Here is a 13923-nt window from a genome sequence, read left to right on the forward strand (position 1 = left end):
CGCCACAGATGCGGATCGACACCCCCGAGGACCTGCGCACGGCGATGGGCACGCCGTACGTCGTCAGCGACGCCCAGTGGGCGGCGATCTCGGCGCCGCTCGAACCGGCCGTCGTGATCGCCGGCGCCGGGTCGGGCAAGACCGAGCTCATGGCCGCCCGGGTGGTCTTCCTCGTCCAGAACGGCCTGGTCCGGCCCGACGAGGTGCTCGGGCTGACCTTCACCACCAAGGCCACCTCGGAGCTGCGCGAGCGGATCCGCCGCTACGTGCCGCCGGGTCCGGACGCGCTCGAGCCGACGATCGCCACCTACAACGCCTACGCCGCCAACCTGCTCACCGAGCAGGGCCTGCGGATCGGCCACGAGCCCGACGTCCGGGTGATGGCCGACGCGTCGCGCTACCAGCTGGCGGCCCGCGCCATCGCGCGGCACCGCGGCCGCGTGCAGACGCTCAGCGACCACCCGCCGACGGTGATCGACAACCTGCTCGCGCTGGAGGGCGCGATCAGCGAGCATCTGCAGACCACCGACGCGGTGCGCGAGCACGACGCCGCGCTGCGCCCGCGGGTCGACGAGGCGTTGGCCGAGGGCCCCAAGGGCGACCTGGGCAAGGTGGTCGCCGCGCTGGACAAGCGCGCGGAGCTGCTCGGGCTGGTCGACGACTACCGCCGGCTCAAGGACGAGCTCGGGCTGATGGACTTCTCCGACCAGGTCGCGCTGACCGCCCGGCTCGTGGCCGAGCACCCGGCCGTGGGGCGCGGGGAGCGGGAGCGGTTCCGGATCGTCCTGCTCGACGAGTACCAGGACACCTCCGTCGCGCAGGCCCAGCTGCTCGCCGGCCTGTTCTCCGGCCCGGCCGGGGACGGGCGTGGCCACGCGGTGACCGCGGTCGGCGACCCGAACCAGGCCATCTACGGCTGGCGCGGGGCCTCGGTCTCCAACATCCTGCGGTTCCCCGAGCAGTTCCGCACCCGCCGCGACACCGAGGCGCGGGTCTTCCCGCTGGTGGTCAACCGCCGCTCGGACCGGCGGATCCTGGAGGTGGCCAACCACGTCGCCGCGCCGCTCTACGCCCGATTCCCCCAGGTGGCGCCCCTGGAGCCGAAGCCCGACGCGGAGCCGGGGACCGTGAACGCGATCGTCCACGAGACCTACGCCGAGGAGCTCGAGTGGCTCACCGCGCAGGTGCTCGCGGCCCACGACGCGGGCACGGCGTGGGGCGAGATCGGCGTGCTGACCCGCGACAACGCCAACGCCGCCGACGTCTTCGACGTGCTCTCCCGGGCCGAGGTCCCGGTCGAGATCGTCGGCCTCAACGGGCTCCTCCGGCTGCCCGAGGTCGCCGAGGTGGTGGCCACGCTGACCGTGCTCGCCGACCCGACCGCCAACGCCGCGCTGCTCCAGGTCCTGGCCGGGCCGCGCTGGGCGATCGGCCCGCGCGACCTCGCGCTGCTCGGCCGCCGCGCGCGGGACCTGGTCGGCGCGGCCGGGCCCCGCGAAGCGGAGCTGAGCCTGAGCGAGACCCTCGAGAAGGCCGTCGAGGGCGCCGACCCGGTCGACCTGGCGGCGCTCGCCGACGCGCTGGCCGACCCGGGCGAGCCCGACGAGTACGCCTACTCCGCCTCGGCGCGGGAGCGGTTCGCGCTCCTCGACGGGGAGCTGCGCCGCCTGCGCCTGCACGTCGGCGAGCCGCTGCTGGACCTGGTCCGGCGGATCATCGACGTGACCGGGATCGACGTCGAGCTGGCCTCCTCGGTCAGCCCGGCAGCCGCGGCGCGTCGGGAGAACCTCGACCACTTCGTCCGCGCGGTCGCCGACTTCACCTCCGTCGACGGCGCCCAGAGCCTGCCCGCGCTGCTGGCCTGGCTGGAGGCCGAGGACGAGATGGGGGAGGGCCTGGACGTGGCCACCCCCTCGGAGAGCGACTCGGTCAAGCTGCTCACGGTGCACCGCGCCAAGGGCCTGGAGTACGACGTGGTCTTCCTGCCCGGCTGGTGCGAGGAGAAGTTCCCCCACAAGACGCTGCGGACCCAGTGGACCACGGGTCACGCCGTGCTGCCGATCGCGCTGCGCGGCGACTGGGCCGACCTGCCCTCCTGGCGCGACCTGACCGCCGCCGGGCTCAAGGCCTTCACCGAGGAGGCGCGCAGGCACCAGCACGAGGAGGAGCTGCGCCTGGCCTACGTGGCCCTCACCCGGGCTCGCCACGTCCTCCACGTCTCGTCGTACCTGTGGATCGAGAGCCGCAAGACCGCCGTCGGGCCCTCGCCCTTCCAGGGGGAGGTGCGCGACGCGATGGCCGCCTGGGGCGGCGAGCCGGAGGTGTGGCTCGAGAAGCCGCCGAAGGACGCGGTCAATCCGACCGTCGGCACCCGGGAGACCGTGGTCTGGCCGGTCACCGAGCGCTCCGCCGAGGCGCAGCGACGGCTGCGCGCCGCGGAGCTGGTGACCGCGGTCGACCCGGCGGCGCCGGACGGCGACCTGGGGGAGCACGCGGCGCTGGTCGCCGGGTGGGACGAGGAGATCGACCGGCTGATGGCCGAGCACGCCGCGCGCGACGCCGCCGCCGAGGTCGTGGTGCCGCTGCCGCCGGCGCTGTCGGCGACGGCGTTGTCGCGGCTGCGCGCCGACCCCGACGGCTTCGCCCGCGAGCTGGTCCGGCCGATGCCACGCCGCCCCTCGCCCGCGGCCCGCTTCGGCAGCAGGTTCCACGCCTGGGTGGAGGCCCGGTTCGGGCAGCAGAGCCTGCTGGAGGTCGACCGGCTGTCCGGGCGCGGGGACGCCGACGTCTCCCGCGAGGACGAGGCGGACCTGGAGGAGCTGATCGCGCGGTTCACCGAGGGGCCGTTCGGCGACCGGGCTCCGGCGGCGGTCGAGGCGCCGTTCGCGCTGGTGCTGGCCGGCCAGGTGGTCCGCGGCCGGATCGACGCGGTCTACGCCGAGCACCGGCCGGGGGCCGAACCCGGCTTCCTGGTGGTCGACTGGAAGACCAACGCCCGGGCCAACGCCGACCCGCTGCAGCTGGCCGTCTACCGGGTCGCGTGGGCCGACCTGCACGGCATCCCGGTGGAGCGGGTGCGGGCGGGCTTCTACTACGTGCGCACCGGCGAGCTGGTGGAGCCGCCGGACCTGCCGGGGCGGGCCGCGCTCGAGCGGCTGCTGGTGGGCGCTCCGGTCAGCGCCGGGGGCCGCTGAGGATCCGCTGCCGAGCCGCTGTGGGGCGTTGGTGGTGCGTGCCGTTCCTGGGAGGCGGCTCGTGTGCCTGGGGCCCCGCTATGCCGCTGTGTGGGGCACGCGAGCCGATGGCGCTGCGGAGCCGGGCAGCGTCGTGTGCCCAGGGCCCCGCTATTCCGATGCCTCAGGCACACGACCCGAGTCCGATGCCTCAGGCACACGACCGGCTCGACGACGCGACCACCGCCCGGGCGCACCGCCCGCCCGGGACCGCCAGCCGCGCTACGTCCCGAAGATCTCTAGGGCCGGTGCGGGCGGCGCAGCAGCGGGGGCAGGTACGCCGCCCCGGGGGCGTCGTCGGAGAGGGCGGCGACGTCGCCCGGGTTGGAGAACGCGCACCGCTGGAGCGAGAGGCACCCGCAGCCGATGCAGCTGTCCAGCCCGTCGCGCAGGCGCCGCAACGCCTCGAGTTGCTCGTCGAGCCGGGTCCGCCAGTGCCGCGAGATGGCGGCCCAGTCCGCCTTCGTCGGCGTGCGGCCCTCCGGCAGCCGGTCGAGCTCGTCGCGGATCTCCTCCAGGGTGAGGCCGACGTTGGCGGCGGCGCGGATGAAGGCCAGCCGCCGCAGGGTGGACCGCTCGAAGCAGCGCCGGCCGCCGGCGGTGCGCTGGGCGCTGATCAGACCCTGTGCCTCGTAGTAGCGCAGGGCGGAGGAGGCGAAGCCGCTGCGCGCCGAGACCTCGCCGATCGTCAGCAGGTCCTCGCTCCGCATCCTCGTGCCCATCCGGCTCCCCGTCCGCGTCGGTTGCTCGTCGCCCCTTGAACTCAAGTTCACTTTAACTTGAAGGATGGTGAGCACAACCCCGCTCCCCATCCAGGAGGACCCCATGCCCGTCGCACTCGTCACCGGAGGATCGGCCGGACTCGGCCGCGAGCTGGTCGCCGACCTGGCCGCCGACGGCTGGACGGTGGTCACGGACGGCCGCCGCCCAGACCGGCTCGCCGACCTCACCGCATCACTGCCCACCCCCGCCACCCCCGGCCCCGGCCGCGTGGTGGCGCTGCCCGGCGACGTCACCGACGCCGACCACCGGACGGCGCTGCGCGACGCCCTCGCCGAGGCGGGCGCGCTCGACCTGCTGGTGCACAACGCCAGCACGCTGGGGCCGACGCCGCTGCCGCCGCTCGCCGAGGTCCGGATCGATGACCTCCAGCGGGTCTGGCGCACCAATGTCGGCGCACCGCTGGTGCTCACCGCCGAGCTGCTGCCGCTCCTGGTGGCCTCCCGCGGGGTGCTGCTCTCGATCTCGTCCGACGCCGCCGTCGAGCACTACCCGGGATGGGGGCTCTACGGCGCCTCCAAGGCGGGGCTGGACCACGTCACGCTGACCTTCGCGGCCGAGAACCCGGCGATCACGGCGTACGCCGTCGATCCGGGGGACATGCGGACGGCGATGCAGCAGGCCGCCTTCCCCGGGGAGGACATCGGCGACCGGCCGCTGCCCGCGACCGTGGTGCCCCGCCTGCGCGCGCTGCTCGCCCAGCGACCGCCCTCGGGGCGCTACCGCGCGGTCGACATCCCCGCCGGCGCGGCGCCGGGGGAGGTCGCGTGAGCATCCTGGACGAGCAGCCCGGCACCACGTTCCCCGCGCCGGCCGGGTCGTTCGCCCCCGCCCCACCCGAACGCCGGGGAGTCGCCCGGGACGGGGTCCGGCTGTTGGTCGCCACCGGCGACGGCATCCGCCACGACCGGTTCCGGGGCCTGCCGGACCACCTGCGTGCGGGCGACGTGGTGGTCGTCAACGACTCGGCGACGCAGCCCCGGCAGCTCGACGCCGAGCTCGTCGGCCGCGGCCCGGTCGTCCTGCACCTCGCCACACCTCTGGACGACGGCTCGTGGGTCGTCGAGCTGCGCACCGCGCCGTACGCCGAACGGGCCGTGCTCGACGCCGCTCCGGACGACCTGGTCCGGACCGGGGGCGCCGCGCTGCGCCTGGTCGAGCCCTACCCGAGCCGGTCCTCGCCGACGGGCCGCGGCAACCGGCTGTGGCGGGCGGCCGTGGACGGCCCGCTGGCCCGCGAGGCGGCGCGGTCCGGCCGGCCGATCGCCTACGGCTACCTGGACCGGCGCTACCCGCTGTCGGCGTACCAGACCGTCTTCGCGCGGCGCCCGGGGAGCGCCGAGATGCCGTCCGCGGGCCGCCCGTTCAGCCACCGGGTGGTCACGGAGCTGGTGGCCCGCGGGCTGGCGATCGCGCCGATCACGCTGCACACCGGCGTCTCCTCGCAGGAGGCGGGCGAGGGACCGCAGCCCGAGCGGTTCGAGGTGCCCGCGGCCACCGCGCGGCTGGTCGCCGCGGCCCGGGCCGGCGGCGGCAGGGTGGTCGCGGTCGGCACCACGGTGACCCGCGCGCTCGAGTCGGCGGTCGACCACCGCGGTCGCCTCGCCCCGGCCCGGGGCTGGACCGAGCGGGTGATCACCCCGGCGGACCCGCCGCGGGTGGTGGACGGGCTGATCTCGGGCTGGCACGACCCGCACGCCTCCCACCTGCTGCTGGTGGAGGCGGTCGCCGGGGCGGAGCTGACCCAGGCCGCGTACGACGCCGCGGTCGGCCACGGCTACCTGTGGCACGAGTTCGGCGACGCCGGGCTGTTGCTGCCCTGAGCCACCGGTGGGCGGTCCCGTGGCTAGGCTCGCCGGCGTGAGCCTCCCGCACCTGGACCTGAGCCGCGCCCCGCACGAGCGTCACGGGCTGCGCCGCACGGACGAGGGGTGGCTGGCCGACCGCTGGGCGGCCCCGGACAGCCGGGTGCTGGTGGTCGCCGGCACCCGGATCCGCCCGGGCGCCACCGGACCGGAGTGGGCGCCGACGTCCCTGGCGCCCGAGGGCACCCGGGTCTTCCTCGGCGAGCGGGCGGGCGTCGCCCACTGGGCGGTGATCGTGCCGGGCGAGGTGGCCAAGGAGGAGCCCGGCGCCTGGGTTCCGCTCCGCGGGCTGTTGCCCTACCTGGCGGCGACCGAGGGCGGGGTGGCGCCGCTGCTCTTCCACGCGATCGGCATCGCCGAGTGGCTGTGGGCGACGCGCTTCTGCCCGCGCTGCGGCGGCCCGCTGGAGGTCCGCGCCGCCGGTCACGAGCTGCACTGCACGGTGTGCGGCAAGCCGCAGTTCCCGCGCTCGGACCCGGCGGTGATCATGCTGGTCACCGACGGTGAGCCCGGCGCTGACGACGAACGCTGCCTGCTCGGGCGCAACCCGGCCTGGCCCGCCGGGCGCTACTCCACCCTGGCGGGCTTCTGCGAGCCCGGTGAGACGCTGGAGGACGCGGTGCGGCGCGAGGTCCAGGAGGAGACCGGCGTGCTGGTCGGCGAGGTGGCCTACTTCGGCAACCAGCCGTGGCCGCTGCCGGCGAGCCTGATGCTCGGCTTCTTCGGCCGCGCCACCGACGCCACGATCACCCTGGAGGACGCCGACGTCGAGGACGCTCGCTGGCTGACCCGCGAGGAGATGCGGGCCGAGGCCGAGGACGGCGGCCTGGTGCTGCCCGGCGGGGTCTCGATCAGCCGGTCGCTGATCGAGCAGTGGTACGGCGGCGCGCTGCCCGGCAGCTGGTAGCGCCACCGCGGGCGGCACCGCGGACGGAGATTCTCCCGGCGCCCGCGCAACCTCCGGCAGGCCCAGGCGTCTGTACGGGTGAAGCCGCAGACGGGAGACGACGATGGGGGAACCGACACGTGGGGCGCCGCCCCTCGACGTCGCCACGCTGTACGCCGACCACCGGGTCGCCCTGACCCGGCTGGCGATCCTGCTGGTCGATGACGAGGCCAGCGCCGAGGACGTGGTCCAGGACGCGTTCGCGGCCCTGGTCCGGCGTGGGGCCGCCTTGCGCGATCCCGGTGCCGCGATGGCGTACCTGCGGACGTCGGTGGTGAACGGCGCCCGCTCCGCGCTGCGTCGCCGGCGCACCTCCCGTGCGTACGCGCCGCCGGTGGAGGTCGGGCCGGCCCGACCCGAGGAGGTGGCCGTGCTCGCCGAGGAGCACCGCGAGGTGCTGGCGGCGCTGGCCCGGCTCGGGCAGCGCCAGCGCGAGGTGCTCGTGCTCCGCTACTGGTCGGGGCTGAGCGAGGCGGAGATCGCCGAGGCGACCGGGATCTCCCGCGGGGCGGTCAAGTCGACCGCCAGCCGCGGGCTGGACGCGCTCGAGCGGGCGCTGGTCGGACAGGAGGCGGCGCGATGAACCCCACCGAGGAGCGGTTGCGCGCGGCGCTGGCCGCGCGGGCCGAGCTCTACGACGGCGGCGCGAGCGCACCGCCGGTGCCGGCCGCCGCCACGGAGGGGTGGTGGGACCGGTGGCGGGCGCCGTTGGCGGTCGCCGCCGCGGTCACCGTGGTGACCGCCGGCGTGGGACTGGGCGTCGCGCTCGGCGGCCCCGACGACGTCGAGCCGGCGCCGGCCCCGACGACGCCGCCGGACGCTCCCTCCGCCACCGCCGCCACGTCCGCGACCGCGTCCAGCTACGAGGTGAGGCTCAGCGGCGACGTCGACGGCGACGGGAGGAGCGACGAGGTCGTCGTCGAGCGCGGCAGGATCCGCGCCGAGCTCACCCGCGGCGGCGAGGCGACCGTCGCGATCCGCCGCGGCGACCCGGAGCCGGTCGGGCTCGCCGACGTGGGCGACGACCGCCTGGTCGTGGTGGCCGGCGGGTCGGCGTACCGGGTCGACGGTGGCGGCAGCTTCGGGACCGTCGCGCTCGGCTGGTTCCCGACGGCCCTGCTGTGGGTCGACGACGCGGGCCGGCTGCTCAGCGGCACCCCGCACCGGGTGGGGGACACGACCTACGTGACCACCTACGCGTGGACCGGGCGCGGCACCGAGCTGACGCCGACCGCGGACCGGATGCACTGCCTCGGCAGCGGCGGCGGCAGCGCCGTCCCGGAGCCCTGCGGCACCGCCGCGACGTTCGTCGGCGAGGTCGGGGACCTCCCCGAGCTGCAGCCGGCCCCGGTGGACACGGTCGGCGTCGGCGACGGTGAGGTGGTCGCCCAGGGCTCGGGCATCGACGGCCTGACCGCGCGGCTCGAGGGCAGCACGGAGCCCGAGGTCGGCGATGGTGCGGTGGAGCTGGTGGTGGGCGCGGCCCGGCTCGGGCTTCCCGGCGGCCCGGCGCCCCGGCTGCTCTTCGCCAGCTTCCCGGCGGGCGATGGGGTGGCCTTCGCCGTGCAACGGTCCGTGGGCGACTCGAGCGAGTACGAGCTCTACCGCTCCGACGGCGTCCTGATCGCGCCGGTGGAGGTCGAGCCGACCGCCGGGCTGACCCTGCAGGGCGGCGGGCCGGCGGCGGGGGGACCGTTCACCGACGTCTTCCTGTCCGGGTCGGGTGGCTTCGTCAGCCTCCGCTCGGAGGCCGGCATCGACCTCTACCAGGACGCGGTGCAGTGGCGCCTCGAGGGCGGCCGCATGGTCGGCACCGATCTCGGCACGGTCTGCCTCGACTCGCTGGTCGACGCGCTCGACGTGCCGGGCGCCTACGGGCGGTGCGACCTGCCCTGAGGGTGGCGGCGGGGCGCCGCTGCGGCGCCCCGCGGTCGCTCAGCCGACCGGGTCGGCGAGGCTCTCGAGCTTCGCCTTGACCTGCGCGATCGAGGGGTTGGTCTGCGCGGTGCCGTCGACGTAGACCAGCGTCGGGACGGTCTGGTTGCCGTTGTTGGCGGACTCCACGATGGAGGCGGCCGCGGGGTCCTGCTCGATGTCCACGACGTCGTACGTGATGCCCTCGCGGTCCAGCTGGGACTTCAGGCGGTGGCAGTAGCCGCACCAGGGGGTGGTGTACATCGTGAAGCTCATCGGCAGTGTCCTCTCGTGGCCGGACCGGGTCCGGTCGTGTCGGTCGTGTCGCCTACGGTGGTCATCGTCCCATCGACGTACGCCGATCCCGGCATCGAGGAGCTTCCGCGCGCCATGTCAACCCCTCCGCTCGGTCGTCGTCCCGAGGAGCTGCTGGACGCCCTGGACCCCGAGCAGCGACAGGTGGCCGAGGCACTGCGCGGCCCGGTGCGCGTGCTCGCGGGTGCCGGCACCGGCAAGACCCGGGCGATCACCCACCGGATCGCGCACGGCGTCGGGACGGGCGTCTACGCGCCCACGGAGGTGCTGGCGCTCACCTTCACCACGCGTGCCGCCGGCGAGCTGCGCCAGCGCCTGCGCCAGCTCGGCGCGCCGGGCGTGCAGGCCCGCACGTTCCACAGCGCCGCGCTGCGCCAGCTGCGTTACTTCTGGCCCCAGGTGCACGGCACCGAGCTGCCCGCGCTGACCGAGTCCAAGCTCGGCCTGCTCGCGGCCGCCTGCCGCAACCTGCGGGTCCAGGCCGACCAGGCGCTGCTGCGCGACGTCGCCTCGGAGATCGAGTGGGCCAAGGTCAGCAACGTCGGGTACGACGACTACCCGGCGCTGGCCGCGAAGGCCGGCCGCTCCGTGGCCGGCCAGACCCCGGAGGTGGTCGCGAAGCTGTTCGCGACCTACGAGGAGGTCAAGCGCGGTCAGGGCCGGATGGACATGGAGGACGTGCTCCTGTTCACCGCCGGCGTGCTGCAGACCGACGAGCGCGTCGCCGCCCAGGTGCGCCGGCAGTACAAGTGGTTCGTCGTCGACGAGTTCCAGGACGTCTCGCCGCTCCAGTTCGCGCTGCTCGGGCTCTGGCTCGGCGGGCGCGACGAGCTCTGCGTGGTCGGCGACCCGGCGCAGACCATCTACTCCTTCGCGGGCGCGGACGCCTCCTACCTGCGTGGCTTCGCCGGCCGCTTCCCGGGGGCGGTCTCGGTGGAGCTGGTCCGCAACTACCGCTCGTCGCCGCAGATCGTCACCGCGGCCAACGGGTTGCTCGCCGGCACGCCCAGCGCGGGGGTGCAGCTGCGCTCGCAGCGGGAGGCCGGACCGGCGGTCCGCTACGCCGGGCACTCCGACGAGGTGGCCGAGGCAGCGGCCGTGGCCGACCAGATCGTCAAGCTCCACCGCGGCGGGACGTCGTACGGCGAGATGGCCGTGCTGTTCCGGATCAACGCCCAGTCCGAGACGTTCGAGGACGCGCTCGCCGACCGCGGCATCCCGTACGTGGTGCGCGGCGCCGCGCGGTTCTTCGACCGCCCCGAGGTGCGCGAGGCCGTGACGCGCCTGCGTGGCGCGGCGCGGTCGGGGGCGGCCGAGTCCACCGACGAACCCTGGGTCGAGGTGGTTCGCGCGGTGCTGGCCGGGATGGGCTGGGCGGCCGAGCCGCCGACCACCCGCGGCCAGGTGCGCGACCGATGGGAGTCCTTCCAGGCGCTCGTCGACCAGGCCGACGAGTTCGCCGCCCAGCACGGCGCCGACCACGGCTCGGCGCAGGGCGGCGGGCAGGTCGGTGGCTCGCTCAACGGTTTCGTCGACGACCTGGACCGGCGCGCCGCCGAGCAGCACGCGCCGTCGGCCGACGGCGTCACGCTGGCCACCTTCCACGCCGCGAAGGGCCTGGAGTGGGATGCGGTCTTCTGCTGCGGCGTCCAGGACGGCACGGTCCCGATCACCTACGCCGAGCAGGCGGCGGAGGCGGGGCGCCCGGAGGCCGTCGAGGAGGAGCGGCGCCTGCTCTACGTCGGCATGAGCCGGGCCCGGGTCCACCTCTGGGTCTCCTGGGCCGCGGCTCGCAACCCCGGGCAGGCGGCCCGCCGGCGGCCCTCGCGGTTCCTGCTGCCGCTGCTGCCGGCCGGTCAGCAGCCCCAGGCGACGCGGGCGAAGACGGTGGCCCGCTGTCGCGAGTGCCACCAGCCGCTCGGCTCGGCGGGGGAGCGCAAGCGCGGTCGCTGCGCCCACCACCCGGTCCACTACGACGAGGCGCTGCTGGAGCGCCTCAAGGAGTGGCGCAAGACGGAGGCCGCGGACCAGGGCAAGCCCGCGTTCGTGATCTTCACCGACGCCACGCTGGAGTTGATCGCCGAGGTCCGCCCGACCGACCTGGGCGGCCTGGGCCGGATCAGCGGCGTGGGGCCCAGCAAGCTCGAGCACTACGGCGACGCGGTGCTGGAGCTGGTCGCCGACGGCGATGGCAGAAAATAGTTCCCGAAAAGGCCGATAAATAGTTTGCGCTCCCCAAATGGGGGGCCGTAGCGTTCCGTCCCAACAGCCCACAGCGCACCACGGTCCTGGCACGACCGGCGCACGATCACCGCAGAGGAGGTGGCCAGCATGGAGAACTTCACGATGACCCCGGCGATGGACCGGCACTTCGTCGTGCCCGCCGTCGGCTGCGCCACCGCTGCCTCCGCCCTCCGGACCGATGTCCAGGGCGTCGTCGCGCGTGACGCGTTCCGTGCCGCCGAGCAGCGCGCCCTCGTGGCCGCCTCGGCGATCAAGCGGGACCGCGCTGCCAGCACTGGCAACGGCTGGACCGGCATCGCCGGTTTCGCCTCGGGTTCTCCCACCTGGAGTCCACCCCTCTGAGCTCACACTCAGTCGGCTGAACCTCCAGGCCGCGGAACCCGAAACCCGGGATCCGCGGCCTTTGTCGTATCTCAGGGCCCCTACCCGAATCCCCCGATGAGATGACCAACGCGATCAGGTCGAACGAGAAGGAGGTGACACAGATGACCATCAGTGTTCTCGAGCCGACGCTGGACGAGCTGCTGCCCTGCCGCATCAACGATGCAGAGCTGTGGTTCGCGGAGTCCCCGTCCGACGTGGAGTCCGCCAAGTCGCTCTGCGGCGACTGCCCGATGCAGGCCCTCTGCCTCGCCGGAGCTCTCGAACGGCGTGAGCCCTGGGGTGTCTGGGGCGGTCAGCTGTTCCTGCAGGGAGCAGTGATCCCCCGCAAGCGGCCCCGCGGCCGTCCCCGCAAGGACGCCAGCGCCGCGTAGCAGGAGGGCTGGCCCTCGCGGCCGGTCCCCTCGCTGCCACCTACCAGCCGACCGATCACCACCACGAAGACCTCACACAAGACCGGAGAAGACGATGAGCAACAACAACGAGTACCTGGTGCGCGCCGAGCGATCCGCGCGCCTGGAAGACGCGCGACAGTGGCGCGAGGCCCGCGCCCACCGCCTCAGCCGCAAGGCCGAGCGGGCCGCGCAGCGGGCACGCGTCGCCCTCGCTCGCTCCCTGTGACCCATCGGGGGGTCAGCGGGCAGCACGCGGGGCGTGCCGGTGAGCACCTGATCGCGGGTGCAGGGAAAGGGGTCGGATCCGCCACGGATCCGGCCCCTTTCGCGCGCGTCGACCTGGCGTCGCCCGGGCGGCTCCTAGGCTGGAGTCGTGACCGTCACCTGTGACTTCTGCGGTACGACGGCGCCCGGCGAGGCGGCGCCGTTGACCTGGACGTTCGCCGTGGAGCAGGGACGCCGGCGCTGGTTCTGCGAGTCCTGCTCGCGCTCCCACCTGCGGTCGATGGAGGCCAAGCTCGACAGCGAGTGGTGGTGACCTGCCGGTCGTCACCGGGCGCGGGCGCCCGGATCGGCTACGCGCCGAACACGGACTGGTCCCACGCGCAGCCGCAGTAGGGATGGCGCAGCCAGCGCCGCCGGCGCGGCGCGACGCTCGGGGCGTCGGGGCCCGGCACGTCGATCGTGGCCGACCAGGTGGCGGGCTCGCGTCCGTCCGCGAACGTGGCCAGGTCGCGGACCGCGAGCAGCAGCGTCAGCTGGTCCAGCAGGGGATCGACCGGCTCGGGGAAGCGTGCGGCCGCCACGGCGGCCTGCTCCACCAGGAGCGGCCGGCGCGGATCGTGCACGGACTCGTGGGCGTCCACGCAGCGCAGGCACGCGGTGCGGCCGGGGACGACGAACGGCCCGACCCGCCGGGTCTCCTCGAGGCCGCTGACCACCAGGTGCGGGGCGCCCGCTCGGACCAGGTCGTCGACCGTCTCCCGACGGGGTGGTCCGGCGGCCAGCACCAGCCAGGCGATCGCCGACCGCTCGCCCAGGGCCAGGCCGGCCTGGGCGAGCAGCGGAGCGATCCGGTCCCGTGAGGCGGGGGTGGCGTCGACCAGGCCGACGACGGCCGGGCGGTCGCGGGGTGCCGCGCCCGAGGTGGTGAGGTGGCCGTGGGCGCTCAGGCGGGACAGAGCGTCCCGCACCGCGGGGTCCGCGGGGTCCGCAAGCTCCGCGGGATCCACGACGCCGGCGCCGGGCACCGGCACGTGCCGGGGGTCGAGGGCGGCGAGCAGCGCGCGGATCGCGGGCGTGTCGGCGAGTCGGACGGCGTACCGGTCGAGGCCGATCTGGAGCGTCGCGGCATCGCGGCGCAGCACCGCTCGTCCCGGCCGCAGTCGGGGGAGGTCACCGTGCGCCCGGCCGGGAGCCCGGTGCGGTGACGTCGGCTCCGCGGTCATGGCGGCAAGGGTGGCACCGTCGGACGAGCGTCGCCCGCGCCTCTCCACAGGTCGGAGAAAGCCCGAGGGCGGTCCACCGTTGCCGGTGGACCGCCCTCGGGTGTGGATCGGTGGTGCTCAGGCCTTGCCGAGGATCCGGTTGAGGTTGGTGCCACACTCGGGGCAGACGGCCTTGGCCATCCGGGTGCCCTTCTCGTTGACCTTGACCTCGCCATCGGCCTGACGCTTGGCCTTGCACTTGACGCAGTAGAACTCGCCGCTCCAGGTCTCCGCCATGACGGCCTCCTTGCTTATGTTCGTTCGTTCGGTCGTCGCGACGGGGGACATGGGGGAAGCCCGCCGGGGTTCAGCACAGTCCTGAACCTCCACGACCCTACGGCACAGTTGTTCAGAGTCGCAGTA

Annotated in this window: 15 protein-coding genes; 11 read left to right on the forward strand and 4 right to left on the reverse strand. The window is 74.9% G+C overall.

Annotation, left to right across the window (positions count from 1 at the left end; all coding sequences use genetic code 11):
• Positions 1-8: 8 nt before the first annotated feature.
• A complete protein-coding gene (locus E8D34_RS17905; RefSeq protein ID WP_136596033.1) occupies positions 9-3194 on the forward strand; it encodes a UvrD-helicase domain-containing protein in 3186 nt (1061 codons plus the stop codon).
• A gap of 278 nt (positions 3195-3472) precedes the next feature.
• Here E8D34_RS17905 and soxR read toward each other — a convergent pair whose 3' ends face one another.
• Positions 3473-3955 carry a redox-sensitive transcriptional activator SoxR gene (soxR, locus tag E8D34_RS17910; RefSeq protein ID WP_240771439.1) on the reverse strand — a complete coding sequence of 161 codons (483 nt, stop codon included), beginning with the start codon at positions 3953-3955 and terminating at the stop codon, positions 3473-3475.
• A 103-nt stretch (positions 3956-4058) separates the two neighbouring features.
• On the opposite strand from soxR, the gene E8D34_RS17915 reads away from it, so the two are divergent.
• The 5 genes from E8D34_RS17915 to E8D34_RS17935 all read left to right on the forward strand — a co-directional run bounded on the left by E8D34_RS17915 (position 4059) and on the right by E8D34_RS17935 (position 8720).
• Entirely contained in the window at positions 4059-4784 is a 726-nt protein-coding gene (locus E8D34_RS17915; RefSeq protein WP_136596034.1) for an SDR family oxidoreductase, read from the forward strand.
• Positions 4781-5836 carry an S-adenosylmethionine:tRNA ribosyltransferase-isomerase gene (locus E8D34_RS17920; RefSeq protein WP_136596035.1) on the forward strand — a complete coding sequence of 352 codons (1056 nt, stop codon included), beginning with the start codon at positions 4781-4783 and terminating at the stop codon, positions 5834-5836. Before E8D34_RS17915 ends, E8D34_RS17920 begins: the two co-directional genes overlap by 4 nt.
• 37 nt (positions 5837-5873) lie before the next feature.
• Positions 5874-6785: an NAD(+) diphosphatase gene (nudC, locus tag E8D34_RS17925; protein ID WP_136596036.1), complete on the forward strand. Its 912-nt coding sequence runs from the start codon at positions 5874-5876 to the stop codon at positions 6783-6785.
• 103 nt (positions 6786-6888) lie between these two features.
• The gene (locus E8D34_RS17930; RefSeq protein WP_136596037.1) at positions 6889-7407 is read left to right on the forward strand and encodes a SigE family RNA polymerase sigma factor; all 519 of its coding nucleotides are present in this window, start codon (positions 6889-6891) and stop codon (positions 7405-7407) included.
• Entirely contained in the window at positions 7404-8720 is a 1317-nt protein-coding gene (locus E8D34_RS17935) for a hypothetical protein (RefSeq protein WP_136596038.1), read from the forward strand. The genes E8D34_RS17930 and E8D34_RS17935 overlap by 4 nt, the downstream gene beginning before the upstream one ends.
• Before the next feature lie 39 nt (positions 8721-8759).
• Here the strand turns inward: E8D34_RS17935 and E8D34_RS17940 are convergent, their stop codons facing one another.
• The gene (locus E8D34_RS17940) at positions 8760-9014 is read right to left on the reverse strand and encodes a mycoredoxin (RefSeq protein ID WP_136596039.1); all 255 of its coding nucleotides are present in this window, start codon (positions 9012-9014) and stop codon (positions 8760-8762) included.
• 57 nt (positions 9015-9071) lie between these two features.
• Between E8D34_RS17940 and E8D34_RS17945 the strand changes: the two genes are divergently transcribed.
• From E8D34_RS17945 to E8D34_RS20875, 5 genes are all read left to right on the forward strand, one after another.
• Positions 9072-11255 carry an ATP-dependent DNA helicase UvrD2 gene (locus tag E8D34_RS17945; RefSeq protein ID WP_346763615.1) on the forward strand — a complete coding sequence of 728 codons (2184 nt, stop codon included), beginning with the start codon at positions 9072-9074 and terminating at the stop codon, positions 11253-11255.
• 129 nt (positions 11256-11384) lie between these two features.
• Entirely contained in the window at positions 11385-11639 is a 255-nt protein-coding gene (locus E8D34_RS17950; protein WP_136596041.1) for a hypothetical protein, read from the forward strand.
• 143 nt (positions 11640-11782) lie between these two features.
• Positions 11783-12052 carry a WhiB family transcriptional regulator gene (locus E8D34_RS17955; RefSeq protein WP_206056789.1) on the forward strand — a complete coding sequence of 90 codons (270 nt, stop codon included), beginning with the start codon at positions 11783-11785 and terminating at the stop codon, positions 12050-12052.
• Positions 12053-12146: 94 nt separating this feature from the next.
• The gene (locus E8D34_RS20870; protein ID WP_168929511.1) at positions 12147-12299 is read left to right on the forward strand and encodes a hypothetical protein; all 153 of its coding nucleotides are present in this window, start codon (positions 12147-12149) and stop codon (positions 12297-12299) included.
• A 147-nt stretch (positions 12300-12446) separates the two neighbouring features.
• A complete protein-coding gene (locus E8D34_RS20875; protein ID WP_168929512.1) occupies positions 12447-12611 on the forward strand; it encodes a hypothetical protein in 165 nt (54 codons plus the stop codon).
• A gap of 37 nt (positions 12612-12648) precedes the next feature.
• Here the strand turns inward: E8D34_RS20875 and E8D34_RS17960 are convergent, their stop codons facing one another.
• Together E8D34_RS17960 and E8D34_RS20880 are read right to left on the reverse strand one after the other, a co-directional pair.
• Entirely contained in the window at positions 12649-13521 is an 873-nt protein-coding gene (locus E8D34_RS17960) for a hypothetical protein (RefSeq protein ID WP_136596043.1), read from the reverse strand.
• A 117-nt stretch (positions 13522-13638) separates the two neighbouring features.
• A complete protein-coding gene (locus E8D34_RS20880; protein WP_168929513.1) occupies positions 13639-13797 on the reverse strand; it encodes a DUF5679 domain-containing protein in 159 nt (52 codons plus the stop codon).
• Between the last annotated feature and the right edge of the window lie 126 nt (positions 13798-13923).

The sequence above is a fragment of the Nocardioides sp. GY 10113 genome (genome assembly GCF_004919105.1).
GTDB lineage: Bacteria > Actinomycetota > Actinomycetes > Propionibacteriales > Nocardioidaceae > Nocardioides.